Consider the following 15204-nt stretch of genomic DNA (forward strand, 5'->3'; position numbering starts at 1 on the left):
GGGAGAACGATATTGCCTGCCAGGGAAGCATTGCGCCTCGAGGGCCTCGCCGTCGGCGACCTCGAGGGCGTTACACTGAGCGTGGAGCCAGGCGAGGTCGTGTGTCTCTCCGGGCCCAGCGGCTGCGGCAAGAGCCGGTTGCTGAGAGCGGTGGCCGATCTCGACCCCCTTGAGGGCGGCGAGGTCCGGCTGGGCGATCTCGCCCGCACGGCCGTGCCGGGCCACGCGTGGCGGCGCCGGGTGCGGCTGGTGCCGGCGGAGAGCCAGTGGTGGGACGAGCGCGTGGGCGAGCACTTCTTGTCGGGCGTCGCAGAGGAGGGGCTCGCGGCACTGGGCTTCGACGCCGCCACCCTCGACTGGCCGGTCGCCCGGCTGTCCTCCGGCGAGCGGCAGCGCTTGGCGCTGCTGCGGGCCCTGGCGCCGCTACCTTCGGCGCTGCTGCTGGACGAGCCCACCGCCAACCTGGACGCCGAGACCGCGCAGCGGGTCGAGCGCTGGCTGCTGTCGCGCCTGCGCGAGGCCGGCTGGCCGACGATCTGGGTGGCCCATGACACCGCCCAGATTGCCCGGGTCGCCGATCGGCATCTCAGGCTCGAGGCGGGGCGTCTGACCGAGGCGGGAGACGCGACATGAGCGTGATCGAGCTCGCCTGGTGGCAGCTGGCGCTGGCGGCGCTGCTGGTGGTGGCGCTGGCCGGCTGCACCATGGCCGCCCGGCTGGGCGTGGGACGCAGCCTGCTGATCGCCGCGGCCCGCACCGCCATCCAGCTGACCCTGGTCGGCCTGGTGCTGGAGGCGCTGTTCGCCTCGGCGCGCTTCCACTGGGTGGCGCTGATGGCGCTCGGCATGCTGCTGATCGCCGGGCGCGAGGTGGTGGCGCGCCAGACGCGCCGGCTGACCGGCGGCTGGGGCTTCGGCATCGGCACCCTGGCGATGTTCCTGTCGTCGTTCAGCGTCGCCGTGCTCAGCCTGACGGTGATCATCGGTCCCGAGCCCTGGTATCGCCCCCAGTACGCCATCCCGCTGCTGGGCATGATGCTCGGCAACACCATGACCGGCGTGGCCCTGGCGCTGGACCGGCTGACCGACGGCGCCTGGCGGCAGCGCGCGGTGATCGAGAACCGGCTGATGCTCGGCCAGCCCTGGCACGAGGCGATCGGCGACCTGCGTCGCGAGGCCATGCGCAGCGGCCTGATGCCGGTGATCAACGCCATGGCCGCCGCTGGCGTGGTCAGCCTGCCGGGCATGATGACCGGCCAGATCCTGGCCGGCACCGCGCCGGCCCTGGCGGTCAAGTATCAGATCCTGATCATGTTTGCCATCACCCTGGGCTCCGGCTTCGGCACTCTGGCCGCGGTGGCGCTGGCCAGCCGGCGACTGTTCGACGGCCGCGAGCGGCTGCGGCTGGAGCGGCTTTCTGCCCCGCGCCAATGAAAACGCCCGCCATGGAGGCGGGCGCATATGGCGGTCGACGGAGATCGTCAGTCGACGAGTTCCACGGCGACGGCAGTGGCCTCACCGCCGCCGATGCACAGGCTGGCGATGCCGCGCCGGCCACCGGTGGTGCGCAGGGCGTGAATCAGGGTGGCGATGATCCGTGAGCCGGTGGAGCCGATGGGGTGGCCCTGGGCGCAGGCGCCGCCGAACACGTTGACCTTCTCGTGGGGCAGGCCGAGGTCGTCCATGGCCATCAGGGTGACCACGGCGAAGGCCTCGTTGATCTCGAACAGGTCGACGTCGCCCACGCCCCAGCCCAGCCGCTTCATCAGCGTGTCGATGGCGCCCACCGGGGCGATGGTGAACTCGCTGGGATGGCGCGAATGGGTGCTGTGGCCCAGCATGCGGGCGATCGGGCGCGCGCCCAGGCGGCTCGCGGCCTCTTGGCTTGCCAGGATCAGCGCCGAGGCGCCGTCGGAGATCGAGCTCGCGTTGGCCGCGGTGATGGTGCCGTCCCTGGCGAAGGCCGGGCGCAGCGAGCGAATCTTGTCGAGTCTGGCCTGGAACGGCTGCTCGTCGTGCTCGACCAGGCTCTCGCCTTGGCGGCTGGCGATCGTGACCGGCGCCATTTCCGCGGCCAGGTGACCGGCGTGGGTGGCTTCCATGGCGCGCTCCAGCGAGGCGATGGCGAAGTCGTCCAGGCGCTCGCGGGAATAGCCGCGGGCGTCGGCGATCTGCTGGGCGAAGCCGCCCATCAGCTGGCCGGTCTCGGCGTCCTCCAGGCCGTCGAGGAACATGTGATCCTTCAGCTCGCCGTGGCCCAGCCGGTAGCCCGAGCGTGCCTTGGGCAGCACGTGGGGCGCGTTGGACATCGACTCCATGCCGCCGGCCAGCATCAGCTCGCCGGAGCCGGCGCGGATCAGGTCATGGGCCAGCATGGTGGCCTTCATGCCCGAGCCGCACAGCTTGTTGATGGTGGTGGCGCCGACCGCGTCCGGGATGCCGGCCTGGCGCATGGCCTGGCGGGCCGGGCCCTGTTTGACGCCGGCGGGCAGCACGCAGCCCATGAAGCCCTCGTCGATGGCGGCGGCGTCGATGCCGGCGCGCTCGACGGCGGCCTTGATGGCGGTGGCGGCGAGCTCCGGGGCGCTCAGCCGGGCGAGGCCGCCCAGCAGGCCGCCCATCGGCGTGCGGGCGGCGGAAAGGAAGACGATCTCGCGTGAATCACTCATGGCGTGGCTCCCGATATGGATTGTTATGAGGGAGGGCGGCGGGCGCGTTGACCCGCCGAAAGGGCTATGGTTCTCTCGAGCTAACCAAGCAAGCGCTAGTGTGAATGTCGATGAATGTAATGAATGACTCCCCGCGTCGCAAGGAGCTCACCCGCCAGGCCGCCCAGCTGTTCGTGCAGGAGGGCTTCGACCGGACCACGGTGCGCATGCTGGCCGAGGAGATGGGCATCAAGTCGGGGAGTCTCTTCCATCACTTCCGCGACAAGCAGGAGATCCTGGCCGCGGTGATCGAGGAGGGCACCCGCAACGCCCTGGCGATCGCCCATGAGGCCCTCGAGTCATGCGACCGCGATCCGGAGGCGAGGTTGCAGGCCATGGCCCGCGCTCACCTGGAGACCCTGCTCACCGACCGCAATGCCCACGTCGTGGCGCTCTACGAATGGCGCCGCCTGGACGACGACGCCCGTGCCCACCTCGGCCACCTGCGCGATGCCTACGAGGCGCTGTGGGAGACGGTCATCGACGAGGCCCTGGCCGCCGGGCTGATTCACGGCGACCGCTTCCTGGTCTCGCGCTTCGTGATGGGCGCGCTGAACTGGACGGTGCGCTGGTACGACCCCGAGGGCGAGCGGTCCCCCGAGGAACTGGGCCGCGAGCTGGTGGCCATGCTGATGGCGCAGCGCGGCTAAGCCGTTAACGTCGAGCCCGTCGCACGGCGGGCTCGACCATGGTCTAGCCGCGCGAACGCGCATTCGCCTTGCCGCGCCATCGTGAAACCTCTAGCTTGAGTCGGGCACGGCGAATTGTTGACGTTTACGTCAACGGAATCAAGGCGGCGCGCCAGCCCGCGACCCGCCGACGCACAACAACAATCAGCGGGCGTTCCGGGGCGATGCCCGGGCGCCCGGCACGGAGGCTTTCCATGAGCACGCCCGCGACGCTTTCCGATCCTGTCACCTCTCTCGCCGCCTATCTCGAAACCTTCTCCGTCGATGCCGTGAGTGCCCGGCTCGACGATCACGCCGACGGCCGCCTCAACGCCTTCGAGGCCTGCTGCGGCCGCCACCTGCGCCAGGGGCGCGGGGCGACGACGGCGCTGGTGCACGAGGATGGCGGCGGCCGCGTCACCACCCTGAGCTACGCCGAGCTGGCGGCGGCCAGCGAGCGCCTGGCCGGCTGGTTCACCGACCAGGGCCTGGGCGAGGGCGATCGCATCGCCGGGATGCTGCCACGTACGCCCGAGCTTTTGGTCGCGGTGCTCGCCGCCTGGCGCATCGGCGCGGTCTACCAGCCGCTGTTCACCGCCTTCGGCCCTGACGCGGTCGGCTATCGCCTCGAGCGCGCCGGGACGCGGCTGGTGATCACCGATCCCGCCAACCGGGCCAAGTTCGACGGCCTGGCCGAGTGCCCGTCGGTGCTCGCCGTGGGCGGCGCCGATGCCGCGCACGGTGCTGACCACGACTGGGCGGCCGCCCTCGAGCACGCGCCCATCGCCACGCCGCCCCCGCGCCAGGCGCCGGACGCGCCCTTCCTGCAGATGTTCACCTCCGGCACGGTGGGCAAGCCCAAGGGCGTGGCCGTGCCGCTCACGGCGCTGCCGGCCTTTGCGCTCTACATGGAGCTGGCCGTGGGCCTCGAGCGCGACGACCGCTTCTGGAACATGGCCGACCCGGGCTGGGCCTACGGGCTCTACTACGCCATCACCGGGCCGCTGCTGCTGGGCGCGACCACCCACTTCTGCGAGGCGGGCTTCGGCGCCGAGGTGGCGCGGGACTTCCTGCAGCGCCATGGCATCACCAATTTCGCCGCCGCGCCTACCGCCTACCGGTTGATGAAGGCCTCGGGGCTGTTCGACGAGGCCGGCGAGCACCTTGCGCTGCGGCGCGCCAGCTCGGCGGGCGAGCCGCTCAACACCGAGGTGGTGGCCTGGGTGGAGCGCACGCTGGGCTGCCCGGTGATGGATCACTACGGCCAGACCGAGACCGGCATGACCTGCTGCAATCATCATGTGCTGGATCATCCCCGCCCCAATGGCGGCATGGGCGCGCCGCTGCCGGGCTACCGGCTGGCGATCCTCGACGCCGAGGGCCGCGAGCTGCCGCCGGGCGAGCCCGGGGTGCTGGCGGTGGATATCGCCCGTTCGCCGGCGCACTTCTTCGCCGGCTACACCTGGCAGGAGAAGGACCCCTTCATCGACGGCTACTATCTGACCGGCGACGTGGTGGTCGGCCACGAGGACGGCACCTTCCAGTTCGCCGGGCGCAACGACGACATCATCACCACCTCGGGCTATCGCGTCGGCCCCACCGACGTGGAGAACTCCGTGCTGACGCATCCGGCGGTGGCCGAGTCCGCCGCCGTCGGCCAGCCCGACGAACTGCGCGGCGAGATCATCCGCGCCTACGTGGTGCTGCGCGACGACCACGAGCCCAGCGAGTCGCTGGCCGAGGAGATTCGCCAGCAGGTGCGCGAGCGGCTCTCGACCCACGCCTTCCCGCGGGCGATCGAGTTCGTCGACGCCCTGCCCAAGACCCCCAGCGGCAAGATCCAGCGCTTCAAGCTGCGCGCGGATGCCGCCGACAAGGCGGCGGCTGCCCCCTGACCGTGGAGACATGACCATGCAAGTGAAGGACAACGCCTTTCTGATCACCGGCGCCGCCTCCGGGCTGGGCGCCGCCACCGCCGAACGGCTGGTGGCGGCGGGCGGCCGCGTGACGCTGTGCGATCTGAGCGAGGGCGTCGAGGCCCTGGCCGAGCGGCTGGGCGCGGCGGCTATCGCCGTGCGCGGCGACGTGACCTCGGCCGACGATATTCAGTCCGCGGTGGACGCCGCCGTGGCCCACGGCGGCGCGCGGGGCCTGGCCGGCGTGGTGCACTGCGCCGGCGTGGTCAGCGTGGCCAAGCTGCTCGACCGCGAGGGGAATCCGGCCGACCTCGACGACTACGCGCGCACCCAGCAGATCAATCTGGTCGGCACCTTCAACGTGATGCGCCTGGCGGCGGCGGCCATGGCAGGAAACGCCCCGGGCGAGGACGGCGAGCGCGGGGTGATCGTCAACACCGCCTCGGTGGCGGCCTTCGACGGCCAGGTGGGGCAGTGCGCCTACAGCGCCTCCAAGGCCGGGGTGGTGGGCATGAGCCTGCCGGCGGCCCGGGAGCTGTCGCGCCACGGCATCCGGGTGATGGCCATCGCCCCGGGGGTGTTCGAGACGCCGATGATGGAAGACCTGCCCGAGGCCGCCGTGGAGGCGCTCTCGGCAGCGGTGCCGTTCCCCAAGCGGCTGGGCCGGCCCGACGAGTACGCCCGCCTGGCCGAGCAGGTCATCACCAACCCGATGCTCAACGGCGAGGTGATCCGCCTGGATGGCGGCATTCGCATGCAGTGAGCGCGGGTATCACCGGGGAAACGCAAACGCCCCCAGGCGCTGGCCTGGGGGCGTTTTTTGTCGACGGGCCGCGGTGGTCGCGTCAGGCGATGGTGTCGACCACGCCACCGTCGACGCGCAGGGCCGCGCCGCTGGTGGCCGAGGCCTGCGGCGAGGCGGCGTAGACGACCATGTTGGCGACTTCCTCCACGGTGGCCGCGCGCTGGATGACCGAGCTCGGGCGTTGGGCCATCACGAACTCCCTGGCGGTCTCCTCCATCGACTTGCCGCTTTGCTTCTGCTGCTCGGCGAGCATCGCCTGCACGCCCTCGGACAGCGTCGGCCCCGGCAGCACGGCGTTGACCGTGACGCCGGTGCCGGCCAGGCGCTTGGCCAGGCCGCGGGACAGCGACAGGTAGGCGGTCTTGGTGACGCCGTAGTGGATCATGTCGTCGGGGATGTTCAGCGCCGACTCCGAGGACAGGAACAGAATGCGGCCCCAGCCGCGCTCGACCATGTCGCCCGAGTAGGCCCGTGACAGGCGCACCCCGGACATCACGTTGACGTCGAAGAAGCGCTGCCACTCGTCGTCCGGCGTCTCGAAGAAGTCCTGCGGGCCGAAGATGCCGACGTTGTTGACCAGGATGTCGGCGGTGGGCTCGGCGGCCAGCAGGGCATCGCAGCCCTCGGCGGTCCCCAGATCCGCCGCCACGCCGCGGGCGTCGGCGTTCGGCACCTGCTGGCGCAGGCGCGTCAGTGCCTCGTCGACGGCGGCCTGCTTGCGGCCGTTGAGCACCACGCTGGCGCCGCAGTCGGCCAGCCCCTTGGCGATGGCGAAGCCGATGCCCCCGGTGGAGCCGGTGACGATGGCGGTCTTGCCGGTCAGCTCGATCTGCATGGAAGCCTCCTGGTAGTGTGTCGAGAATATGCCTTTGTCGCTAGCACCCTAACAAGTTACACGCGGGAGGGAAATCCAGAGTCCGGCGAGTATGAGGTTTCGTTAATGAAGTTAGCTTTGATGAGATGACAGGCTCTATTAGTATTTTGGCGCCTCGGCTGGCTTTAAGGGATCATCTTCATGGAACACGACATCTGGGATAGCCTCCTGCTCCCCGGGGCCAGCGAGGCCACGCTGAGCCAGGATCTGCAGAGTGTGCTGCACAGCGTGCGGACGCACCTCGGTATGGACGTCGCCTTCATCTCGGAGTTTGACCAGGGGCGGCGAGTGCTGCGGGTGGTGGATGCGGGGGGAAGCACCAAGGGCCCCAAGCAAGGGCATGCCGATCCCGAGGAGGAGAGCTACTGCCGCAAGATCGTCGATCACGAGTTGGCCGGGCGGATTCCCGATACCGGCCTGAATGCGTCGACGCGCTCGATGCCTGTCACTGAGGACCTGGAAATCGGCGCGTACCTGGGCGTGCCCCTGCATCACGCCTCGGGCGAAGTGTTCGGCACCTTCTGCTGCTATCGCCATGAACCGGATCCTTCTTTGTCTGAGCGTGATCTGGCTCTGTTACGCACCGTTGCAGACATTGTCAGTCGGCAGATCGAACAGCGGTTCCGAGCACGCCGGGAGGAAAATGCTGCCGTCGCTCGCGTCGAGGGCGTGCTCGCCCAGCAGGCGGTGAAGATTGTCTATCAGCCGATCTACGATCGTAGCGTGGGACGTGTCGTGGGATATGAATCGCTGGCGCGCTTCAGCGCCGAGCCTTATCGCACGCCCGATGTCTGGTTCAGCGAGGCGAAGCGCGTGGGGGCCGGGGAGAGGCTTGAGATGCTGGCCATCCGCCAGGCGCTGACGGCTCTCGAAGCCTTGCCCGATGGGACCTATCTGGCCGTCAACGTCTCGCCGGTGCATATCATCAGTGGTGCGGTAGCCCGCACCCTCGCAGGGCATGATGCCTCGCGCATCGTGCTGGAGGTGACCGAGCATGAGCGGGTCGCCGACTATGCGGCGTTTCGCGAGGCCGTGGCACCGCTCCGTCAGCGCGGGGTCCGCCTGGCCATCGACGATGCCGGCGCCGGATATGCCACGTTCCAGCATATCCTCGAGCTCGACATAGACATCATCAAGCTCGATATCAGTCTGATCCGCGACCTGCATCTCGACCGGCGACGCCGGGCCCTGACGGCATCGCTGATCGCCTTCGCCGAAACGATCGACGCCGTGGTCATTGCCGAGGGCGTGGAATGTCAGGAAGAGCTGGAAGCGCTCTGGGAGTTCGGCGTTTACAAGACCCAGGGCTACCACATCGGTCGGCCCATGCCGCTGCAGGAGGCCCTGGGCGCCGGTCTCGCCCCCTCCTGATCTAGGGCCAGACTATCGGCAGCGACGGCAAGCGACTCAGCGGGCCAGGTCTCGCGGGGGGTAGCCGAGGGCCTGGCGCAGCATCTCGGCGTGGCTGGTCACCCAGTCGGGGGCGATGGGGCCCCAGTCGCGGATGACGTAGTGGCCGATGTTGTGGCGCTGCCCGGGTTCGGGCTCGAACTCGCAGTGGATGTCGAGCTCGGCCAGGGCGGCGATGGTGTCCTGGGCGGTGCGTCGGGGCATGCCCGTGGCCTCCATGATCGCCGGCACGCTGGCGGTGCCGGTGGCGATCAAGTGGGCCACGTAGAGGCGGCGATAGAAGCTGGTGCGGGTCTTGCTCAGGCTCATGGCGCTCATCATCCCTGAAGGTTTGCCCAAGGCTGACACGCCGCCGCGGCGAGTGCCAGCCCGAGACCGAGCGGGGCGCGTTAGCGTTCCCGGGACAGGAACCAGCCCTTCATGGCGCCGGTGATGCGGCGCATGTCGTCGTGGGGGGTGATGTAGGCGGGCATGGTGTACAGCCAGCGGCCGAAGGCGCGCAGCCACACGCCCTGGGTGCGGGCGAAGTCGGCCGCGCCCCTGAGCGAGTCGGCGTCGTGAACCTCGATCACCGCGGTGGCGCCGAGCGCACGCACGTCGGCCACGTCCGGGTGGGCGCGCAGCGCCTCGTCGTCCACCAGCTCCTCGCGCAGCACGCCGTTGAGCGCCTCGATGCGGCCGAGGTAGTCGTCCTCCTCGAACACCGCCAGGCTCTCCAGCGCGACGCGGCAGGCCAGCGGGTTGCCCATGAAGGTCGGGCCGTGCATGAAGGCGTGCAGCGCGCTGTCGCCGATGAAGGCATCGTGCACGCGGTCGGTGGCCAGCGTCGCGGCGTGGCCCAGGTAGCCGCCGGTCAGGCCCTTGGACAGCACCATGATGTCCGGCGTCACGTCGGCATGATTGGCGGCGAACATCCTGCCGGTGCGGCCGAAGCCGGTGGCCACCTCGTCGAAGATCAGCAGCACGTCGAACTCGTCGCACAGCTCGCGGGCGCCGCGTAAATAGTGGGGCGAGGTCATGTTGAGCCCGCCGGCCGCCTGCAGCAGCGGCTCCATCAGCAGCGCGCCGATCTCCTCGTGATGGGCCTCCAGCACCCCGCGCAGGGCGTCGAGATCGGCCTGCACCTCGTCGCGGGTGGCGTCGAAGCCGGCGGTGGGGGCGGGGGCGAAGTGGTGCTGCGGCAGGAAACCCGCGAACAGCGAGTGCATGCCTTCCTCGGGGTCACACACCGCCATGCAGCCGGCGGTGTCGCCGTGGTAGGCCTTCATCAGCGTCAGCATGCGGTGCTTGGCCGGCTTGCCGCGCAGGTAGTGGTACTGCACGGCCATCTTCATGGCCACTTCCATGCCCACCGAGCCGCTGTCGGAGAAGAACACGTGGTTCAGCCCTTCCGGCGTGACGCGCACCAGCTCGCGGGCCAGGCGGTCGGCCGGCTCATGGGTCAGTCCGCCCAGCATCACGTGGCACAGCTCGTCGGCCTGGCGCTGGATGGCCTCGACCAGCCGCGGATGGCGATAGCCGTGGATCATGCACCACCAGGAGCAGGTGGCATCGAGCAGCGACTCGCCGGTATCCAGGGTGAAGCGCGGGCCGTCGCCGCCGACCACCTTGGGTGACGGGGCCTGGGTCTTGAGGTGGGAGTAGGGGTGCCAGACGGGGGATGTCATCGGGCCTCCAGGGCATGCGTGAACGGCGCCGCCGATGCACGAAAGGCACCGGCGGCCGGATGGCGCATACCTTACATGTAAACCATGTGGTTATGAAGGTGTTGACTGTGGCGGCGTGCAAGCGCGTTGGACGGGCGCGTGGCGCCTGCGGTAAGCGAGGCCTGGAGTGGAAAGCTGGCGGTCAAAAGCTGACGGTCACAAGCGAGGGAGAGGGGGACGTGCGAGCCGGAGCGGCCGGCAGGGATCAGCGCGCCTCGCCGTAGCTGGCCCCGGCAACGCGGGGGCTGACGCTATGCTCGGTGGCGTGACCGCAGGCCAGGCAGGTGACGCGGTAGTGGTAGGCATCGATTCGCCGCAGCCTGAAGCTGGCCCAGCGCGGCCCCTGCGGGGCGCGAATCTCGGTGGCGCCGCAGGGGCAAATCATCGCCCAGCTGCCGCGGGGCATGGGCATCATGGTGATCTCCGACACGGGCCTGTCCTCTGCGTTTTCCTCCTCATGCATCCTAGGCTAGGCGCTGGACGAGGTGGGCGGTATAGGAGATCGCTGACAGTTGGGGAGATGGACGGTAAGTCCCGAATAGCTGTGGGGCGAGGGTCTTCGAGGAAGACGTGTCTACAGCTCTCCGGTTATCTGCTCAGGGCTGGTGTGGCAATGAATACTGTATATTGCTACAGTTTTTTTGTGGGGTTGACCATAACCACAAGCACGCAGTTGCCACCGGTCAGATGTCTGAGCGGGTCGCCGGATGATAGAAAAAGCCTGCGGTGGTGCTTGCTTCCTTTGTTGCACAACAGAGGTGTGATGCCCATAATCTGGGACGATTAAGTGATGGGTCGTCACACGATTGACCCAGAGAGGAATTTAGACATGACGTTCGAGACAGCAGTATCCACCTCCACAGCCCTGCCGAACAGCTCTAAGCCCGGTGAGGAAGCATCCGAAAATCTCAGGGCAGATGACCGCAAGCTTCTCGAGCACCTATCCCTGATCTACGACCAGAAACAGCTAGCAGAGGAGCTGGGCAAGGTCTCGCCGGGGCACTGGAGCCGTGAGACAATCAACCGCGCCCTGAAAGGCAAGGCGATGCCGAAATTCTCGCATGCAGAGTACATGGCGCTTCAGGCACTGCTGCCGTCACGCCCTGAGCACTACGATAATCCTGAATTCCGCTTCATCGATCTCTTTGCAGGTATCGGGGGAATCAGGGCGGGCTTCGATGCGATCGGCGGCAAGTGCGTTTTCACCTCGGAGTGGGATAAGAACGCCCGTCGCACCTACATGGCCAACCATTACTGCGATCCAGATCATCAGGAGCATGTCTTCAATCACGATATCCGGGACGTGACGCTGAGCGCCAACCTGGAAATCGATGAAGATACGGCCTATGCGCACATAGACAGAACGATTCCCGACCACGACGTCCTTCTGGCCGGTTTTCCCTGCCAGCCATTCTCGCTAGCAGGGGTGTCGAAGAAAAACTCTCTGGGAAGGAAACATGGCTTCGAGTGCGATGCCCAAGGAACCCTTTTCTTCGATGTGGCCCGCATCATTGCGGCAAAGAAACCAGCTGTCTTTCTGCTGGAAAACGTCAAGAACCTCAAGAGCCATGACAAGGGAAAGACTTTCCGTGTCATCTGCGAGGCGCTGGACGAGCTGGGTTACGACGTGGCTGACGTGAACGCCTCCAAGGGACGGGATCCCAAGGTGATTGATGCCAGGCACTTCATCCCCCAGCACCGTGAACGCATCGTGCTGGTCGGTTTCCGGCGCGACCTGAACGTGCACCAGGGTTTCACCCTGAAGGACATCGAGAAGGTCATTCCGGAAAAGCGCCCCACCTTCGGTGATCTGCTCGACGAAGAGGTCGATGACAAGTATATCCTGACGCCCAAGCTCTGGGACTACCTCTACCGCTATGCCCAGAAGCACCGCGAGAAGGGCAATGGCTTCGGGTTCGGCCTCACCGGTCCGAATGATGTGGCGCGCACGCTATCCGCCCGTTACCACAAGGACGGCTCGGAGATACTTGTCGACCGCGGGTTCGATGACGGGAAGCCCTTCGACTCCCCCGAGAACCATCGCAACCGCCCTCGCCGCCTGACACCGCAGGAATGTGCTCGCCTGATGGGCTTCGACGCCCCCGGCGAGAGTTCGTTCGTGATTCCCGTCTCGAATACCCAGGCCTATCGTCAGTTTGGCAACTCGGTCGTCGTGCCGGTCTTTCGTGCCGTGGCTGAGCTGATGAAGCCACGTATCATCGAGGCTGGTCGCAAGTGTAGTGAAATGGAGCAGACATCATTCCATCAGCCTGAACTGGAACTTGCCATCTAGATCGTGGATATCGCAACATGGCGTAACACGTTTGATAGCGAAGCGGCCTTTGGCCGCTTCGCTGCTGTTGCGGAGCAGCCATGGTACCCCTCGACCAGCACTTTGCGGGCATTTCAGTAAAACTTCTGAGCGCGGTAGAAACCCAGCGGCACACGTCGAACCAGCATGAGTTCAACGGTACCAACAGCATGAAGGAGTATCTCGGCCTGAGACGCCGGCTGTTTCCCTCCGTGTTTCTCTATCTGGGGGCCAACGAGGAAGACCGCCTATCTATCGAGGATCAGGTCACCTGGTATGATGCGCGTGAACGACATCCTACTCGAAGCGAGTATCGACTCTATTTCCGTGACAACGAGGTAATGCAGAAGGCTGACGAAGGCGACACCCTGATCAGTGCCGTTCGCCATGACGGCACCATGCTGCTTCTGATCATCAGCGAGGACTGTCCGGACCGGCACGAGATCCTGTGGCTGTTCGGCATGTCGGGAACGCCGCATCAGCGCTTCACCACCATCGACATCGATCGGGTTGCCCCGCAATCGCAGGCACTGTTCAACTACGTGGCCGAAACTGCAGGTCTGGAATTCGAAGATGAAGCCTCGGATGACTGGCTTGATCTGATGCTTGAGAGGTTCGGCCCTCGTTTTCCCAGAACCCGGGAGCTGTCCGGATTGGCACTGGAAACGCTGTGCGGAGATGTTGCTCCGGTAACGGCCCCTGATGAAACCCTGGTCAGTCTGATCGATCGTGAAGAGCTGCTGTTCCGGCAGCTGGAGCGGCATATCGTCAGTTCTCAGCTGAGGGAGAAGGCAGAAGCTTGGGCCAGTGATGTCGACGAGTTCATGCAGTTCTCCCTTGGTGTGCACAACCGCAGGAAGTCACGGGCTGGCTATGCGCTGGAAAACCATCTCGAGTGGATCTTCCTGGAGAACGGCGTCCATCATGAGAGAGGGGCGCATACCGAGAACCGTTCCAAACCCGATTTCCTCTTTCCCGGGTACGAGCCGTACCAGGACCCGAGCTGGCCCGCAGACCGGCTCACGATGCTGGGCGTCAAGACCACCTGCAAGGACCGCTGGCGGCAGGTGCTCAATGAAGCGCAGCGGATCCCCGAAAAACATCTTCTGACCCTACAGCCCGGCATTTCCGAGCACCAGACGGCCGAAATGACAGCAGCCAGCCTGACGCTGGTACTCCCGCGCACCCTTCACGAGACCTTCACGCCGGAACAGGCGAGCAACCTGATGGATCTGGAAGGGTTTCTGCATCTGCTCAAGGACCGACAGCGCTGATCAAGGGGAAAAAATGTACCAGAGCATCGGAAATATCCACTTCGCCTCGAAAGAGGTTGCTCCCAACGATATCAACAAGGGGGCCCTGTTCGTCACAGTCGATCAGCAGACTGTATTGAGCATGGCAGGCCTGGAGCCCGAAGGTGGTGGTACCGGCAATTACACGTTACGGCAGGGCTTTTGGGGAGAAGGCCGTGAATATGTAGCATTCACCTACTACGGAGCACAGAGGAACGCAGCCCGGCCAGCAGAGCCTCGGATCGGAAGGCTGACCACACGACTCACCGTCGGGATGTTCCTTTTTGTCGTCTGGTATGGCAACGACATAACGTTTTACCTGAGCGAAAGAGCGGACTTCGTTCCCCTTGGCCCGGCCCCTTCACCCGACTTGCCACCAGCTGCACCGCCGGTACGTGTACGCGGGTACTCCGGTTGGCAGCGCGATACGGAAGTGATGGCAGCCGCCAAGGAAAGAGCAGACTACCGCTGCGAGTATCCCGGATGCACATGGCCCCCCTTCATGGATGCGGCCGGTTTCTCCTATGTCGAGACGCACCATATCGTGCCGCTGTCAGAAGGTGGGCCGGATATCCTGGAAAACTGTGCCGCATTGTGCCCGGGTTGCCACAGGCGCGCGCACCATTCATCGCCCGAGGAACAGCTCTCCATGAGGCAGACTCTTCTGGCGTTGAGGGGATTTCCGGGAACCTAGAGAGAGTTGCAAGTCGTATGGATATCGTCGATCCAAAAACGCGATCACGGATGATGTCCGCGATCAGGGACAAGAATACGAATCCTGAGCTTGCAGTGCGTCGTTATCTGCATGCCCAAGGCTTTCGTTACCGCCTTCATCGCAGGGACCTGCCCGGAAACCCGGATCTCGTTCTGCCGAAATATCGACTTGCCATCTTCGTTCATGGCTGCTTCTGGCACCGTCATTCCGGATGTTTCTATGCAACCACGCCGTCATCTCGAAGCGCTTTCTGGGAAGAAAAATTTCAAAAGAATGTGGAGCGTGATGAAAGAAATAATCAGGCACTCTTGAAGAGTGGCTGGCGAGTCATGGTTATATGGGAATGCGGGCTGAAATGTTGTGTGGATGAGATCCAATCGGTTTGCGATATCATACGATCTAGTGACCTTTTCCACGAATGGCCTGAATTCCCACCAAGAGTGCGATAGAAAGCCTTCCGTTAAGTCGTTTTTGTCAGAACGGTTCTGTAAGCTCTCTCTTTCTTGACGTTTTTCTAAGCGTTGTTCGGTTTCTCAAGTTGTTCAGGAATAAAGGCGAGTCTTTCAGATAGAAAGGATGGAAGACTGTCTTGTGTGGGCTTCTGTATGCCTCGAACTATGGCATACACGCACAGAGCGTGCTGTGGCCCAGATTCACGGTGTACAGTGATGGTGTTCGCCTGACACATGCCCCCGTGGGCTCCCTATAGTTAAGCAGTGTTTCCTGCCGTTTTCCTGGGCTCCTTCTTTGCCCCCTTGGGGAGTCCTTTCTTGAAGACGGCATAGGGCGTCGTCCCCTTC

15 protein-coding genes are annotated in these 15204 nt (G+C 65.6%); 10 read left to right on the plus strand and 5 right to left on the minus strand.

Annotation, left to right across the window (positions count from 1 at the left end):
- Nucleotides 1-12 precede the first annotated feature (12 nt).
- Together CVH10_RS14670 and fetB are read left to right on the plus strand one after the other, a co-directional pair.
- Nucleotides 13-633 carry an ATP-binding cassette domain-containing protein gene (locus CVH10_RS14670; protein WP_369335813.1) on the plus strand — a complete coding sequence of 207 codons (621 nt, stop codon included), beginning with the start codon at nt 13-15 and terminating at the stop codon, nt 631-633.
- Nucleotides 630-1433, plus strand: a complete 804-nt coding sequence (gene fetB, locus CVH10_RS14675) for an iron export ABC transporter permease subunit FetB (protein WP_035595324.1) — start codon at nt 630-632, stop codon at nt 1431-1433. Before CVH10_RS14670 ends, fetB begins: the two co-directional genes overlap by 4 nt.
- A gap of 47 nt (nt 1434-1480) precedes the next feature.
- Here fetB and CVH10_RS14680 read toward each other — a convergent pair whose 3' ends face one another.
- Nucleotides 1481-2668 (minus strand): acetyl-CoA C-acyltransferase, encoded by a 1188-nt coding sequence (locus CVH10_RS14680; protein WP_106489073.1) that lies wholly within the window; start codon nt 2666-2668, stop codon nt 1481-1483.
- Between the two features lie 119 nt (nt 2669-2787).
- Here CVH10_RS14680 and CVH10_RS14685 point away from each other — a divergent pair, with 119 nt between their 5' ends.
- From CVH10_RS14685 to CVH10_RS14695, 3 genes are all read left to right on the plus strand, one after another.
- Nucleotides 2788-3357, plus strand: a complete 570-nt coding sequence (locus CVH10_RS14685; protein ID WP_106489074.1) for a TetR/AcrR family transcriptional regulator — start codon at nt 2788-2790, stop codon at nt 3355-3357.
- Nucleotides 3358-3590: 233 nt separating this feature from the next.
- The gene (locus CVH10_RS14690) at nt 3591-5270 is read left to right on the plus strand and encodes an AMP-binding protein (protein ID WP_106489075.1); all 1680 of its coding nucleotides are present in this window, start codon (nt 3591-3593) and stop codon (nt 5268-5270) included.
- A 16-nt stretch (nt 5271-5286) separates the two neighbouring features.
- A complete protein-coding gene (locus CVH10_RS14695; protein ID WP_035595352.1) occupies nt 5287-6054 on the plus strand; it encodes an SDR family NAD(P)-dependent oxidoreductase in 768 nt (255 codons plus the stop codon).
- An 82-nt stretch (nt 6055-6136) separates the two neighbouring features.
- On the opposite strand, the gene CVH10_RS14700 is transcribed toward CVH10_RS14695, so the two are convergent.
- Nucleotides 6137-6931: an SDR family NAD(P)-dependent oxidoreductase gene (locus tag CVH10_RS14700; protein ID WP_035595333.1), complete on the minus strand. Its 795-nt coding sequence runs from the start codon at nt 6929-6931 to the stop codon at nt 6137-6139.
- Nucleotides 6932-7111: 180 nt separating this feature from the next.
- On the opposite strand from CVH10_RS14700, the gene CVH10_RS14705 reads away from it, so the two are divergent.
- Nucleotides 7112-8341, plus strand: coding sequence for an EAL domain-containing protein (locus CVH10_RS14705; RefSeq protein ID WP_106489076.1), 1230 nt, complete (start codon nt 7112-7114; stop codon nt 8339-8341).
- 36 nt (nt 8342-8377) lie between these two features.
- Here the strand turns inward: CVH10_RS14705 and CVH10_RS14710 are convergent, their stop codons facing one another.
- From CVH10_RS14710 to CVH10_RS14720, 3 genes are all read right to left on the minus strand, one after another.
- The gene (locus tag CVH10_RS14710) at nt 8378-8689 is read right to left on the minus strand and encodes a helix-turn-helix domain-containing protein (protein WP_035595337.1); all 312 of its coding nucleotides are present in this window, start codon (nt 8687-8689) and stop codon (nt 8378-8380) included.
- 80 nt (nt 8690-8769) lie between these two features.
- Entirely contained in the window at nt 8770-10047 is a 1278-nt protein-coding gene (gene bioA / locus CVH10_RS14715) for an adenosylmethionine--8-amino-7-oxononanoate transaminase (RefSeq protein WP_106489077.1), read from the minus strand.
- 244 nt (nt 10048-10291) lie between these two features.
- The gene (locus CVH10_RS14720; protein WP_146142937.1) at nt 10292-10501 is read right to left on the minus strand and encodes a hypothetical protein; all 210 of its coding nucleotides are present in this window, start codon (nt 10499-10501) and stop codon (nt 10292-10294) included.
- A gap of 414 nt (nt 10502-10915) precedes the next feature.
- On the opposite strand from CVH10_RS14720, the gene dcm reads away from it, so the two are divergent.
- From dcm to CVH10_RS14740, 4 genes are all read left to right on the plus strand, one after another.
- Nucleotides 10916-12379, plus strand: a complete 1464-nt coding sequence (gene dcm / locus CVH10_RS14725) for a DNA (cytosine-5-)-methyltransferase (RefSeq protein WP_106489078.1) — start codon at nt 10916-10918, stop codon at nt 12377-12379.
- 80 nt (nt 12380-12459) lie between these two features.
- Nucleotides 12460-13671 (plus strand): type II restriction endonuclease, encoded by a 1212-nt coding sequence (locus tag CVH10_RS14730; protein WP_106489079.1) that lies wholly within the window; start codon nt 12460-12462, stop codon nt 13669-13671.
- Nucleotides 13672-13684: 13 nt separating this feature from the next.
- On the plus strand, nt 13685-14383 hold the full coding sequence (locus tag CVH10_RS14735; RefSeq protein ID WP_106489080.1) for an HNH endonuclease signature motif containing protein: 699 nt from the start codon (nt 13685-13687) through the stop codon (nt 14381-14383).
- A gap of 53 nt (nt 14384-14436) precedes the next feature.
- Nucleotides 14437-14853, plus strand: a complete 417-nt coding sequence (locus CVH10_RS14740) for a very short patch repair endonuclease (RefSeq protein ID WP_369335814.1) — start codon at nt 14437-14439, stop codon at nt 14851-14853.
- Nucleotides 14854-15204 lie beyond the last annotated feature (351 nt).

The sequence above is a fragment of the Halomonas sp. ND22Bw genome (assembly GCF_003011945.1).
Taxonomy (GTDB): domain Bacteria; phylum Pseudomonadota; class Gammaproteobacteria; order Pseudomonadales; family Halomonadaceae; genus Halomonas; species Halomonas halophila.

Bases quoted from the DNA above. Each gene is read 5' to 3' on its own strand.
- fetB (WP_035595324.1), top strand. From the start codon at position 630: ATGAGCGTGATCGAGCTCGCCTGGTGGCAGCTGGCGCTGGCGGCGCTG.
- CVH10_RS14680 (WP_106489073.1), bottom strand. From the start codon at position 2,668: ATGAGTGATTCACGCGAGATCGTCTTCCTTTCCGCCGCCCGCACGCCG.
- CVH10_RS14685 (WP_106489074.1), top strand. From the start codon at position 2,788: ATGAATGACTCCCCGCGTCGCAAGGAGCTCACCCGCCAGGCCGCCCAG.
- CVH10_RS14690 (WP_106489075.1), top strand. From the start codon at position 3,591: ATGAGCACGCCCGCGACGCTTTCCGATCCTGTCACCTCTCTCGCCGCC.
- CVH10_RS14695 (WP_035595352.1), top strand. From the start codon at position 5,287: ATGCAAGTGAAGGACAACGCCTTTCTGATCACCGGCGCCGCCTCCGGG.
- CVH10_RS14700 (WP_035595333.1), bottom strand. From the start codon at position 6,931: ATGCAGATCGAGCTGACCGGCAAGACCGCCATCGTCACCGGCTCCACC.
- CVH10_RS14705 (WP_106489076.1), top strand. From the start codon at position 7,112: ATGGAACACGACATCTGGGATAGCCTCCTGCTCCCCGGGGCCAGCGAG.
- CVH10_RS14710 (WP_035595337.1), bottom strand. From the start codon at position 8,689: ATGAGCCTGAGCAAGACCCGCACCAGCTTCTATCGCCGCCTCTACGTG.
- bioA (WP_106489077.1), bottom strand. From the start codon at position 10,047: ATGACATCCCCCGTCTGGCACCCCTACTCCCACCTCAAGACCCAGGCC.
- CVH10_RS14720 (WP_146142937.1), bottom strand. From the start codon at position 10,501: ATGATGCCCATGCCCCGCGGCAGCTGGGCGATGATTTGCCCCTGCGGC.
- dcm (WP_106489078.1), top strand. From the start codon at position 10,916: ATGACGTTCGAGACAGCAGTATCCACCTCCACAGCCCTGCCGAACAGC.
- CVH10_RS14730 (WP_106489079.1), top strand. From the start codon at position 12,460: ATGGTACCCCTCGACCAGCACTTTGCGGGCATTTCAGTAAAACTTCTG.
- CVH10_RS14735 (WP_106489080.1), top strand. From the start codon at position 13,685: ATGTACCAGAGCATCGGAAATATCCACTTCGCCTCGAAAGAGGTTGCT.
- CVH10_RS14740 (WP_369335814.1), top strand. From the start codon at position 14,437: ATGTCCGCGATCAGGGACAAGAATACGAATCCTGAGCTTGCAGTGCGT.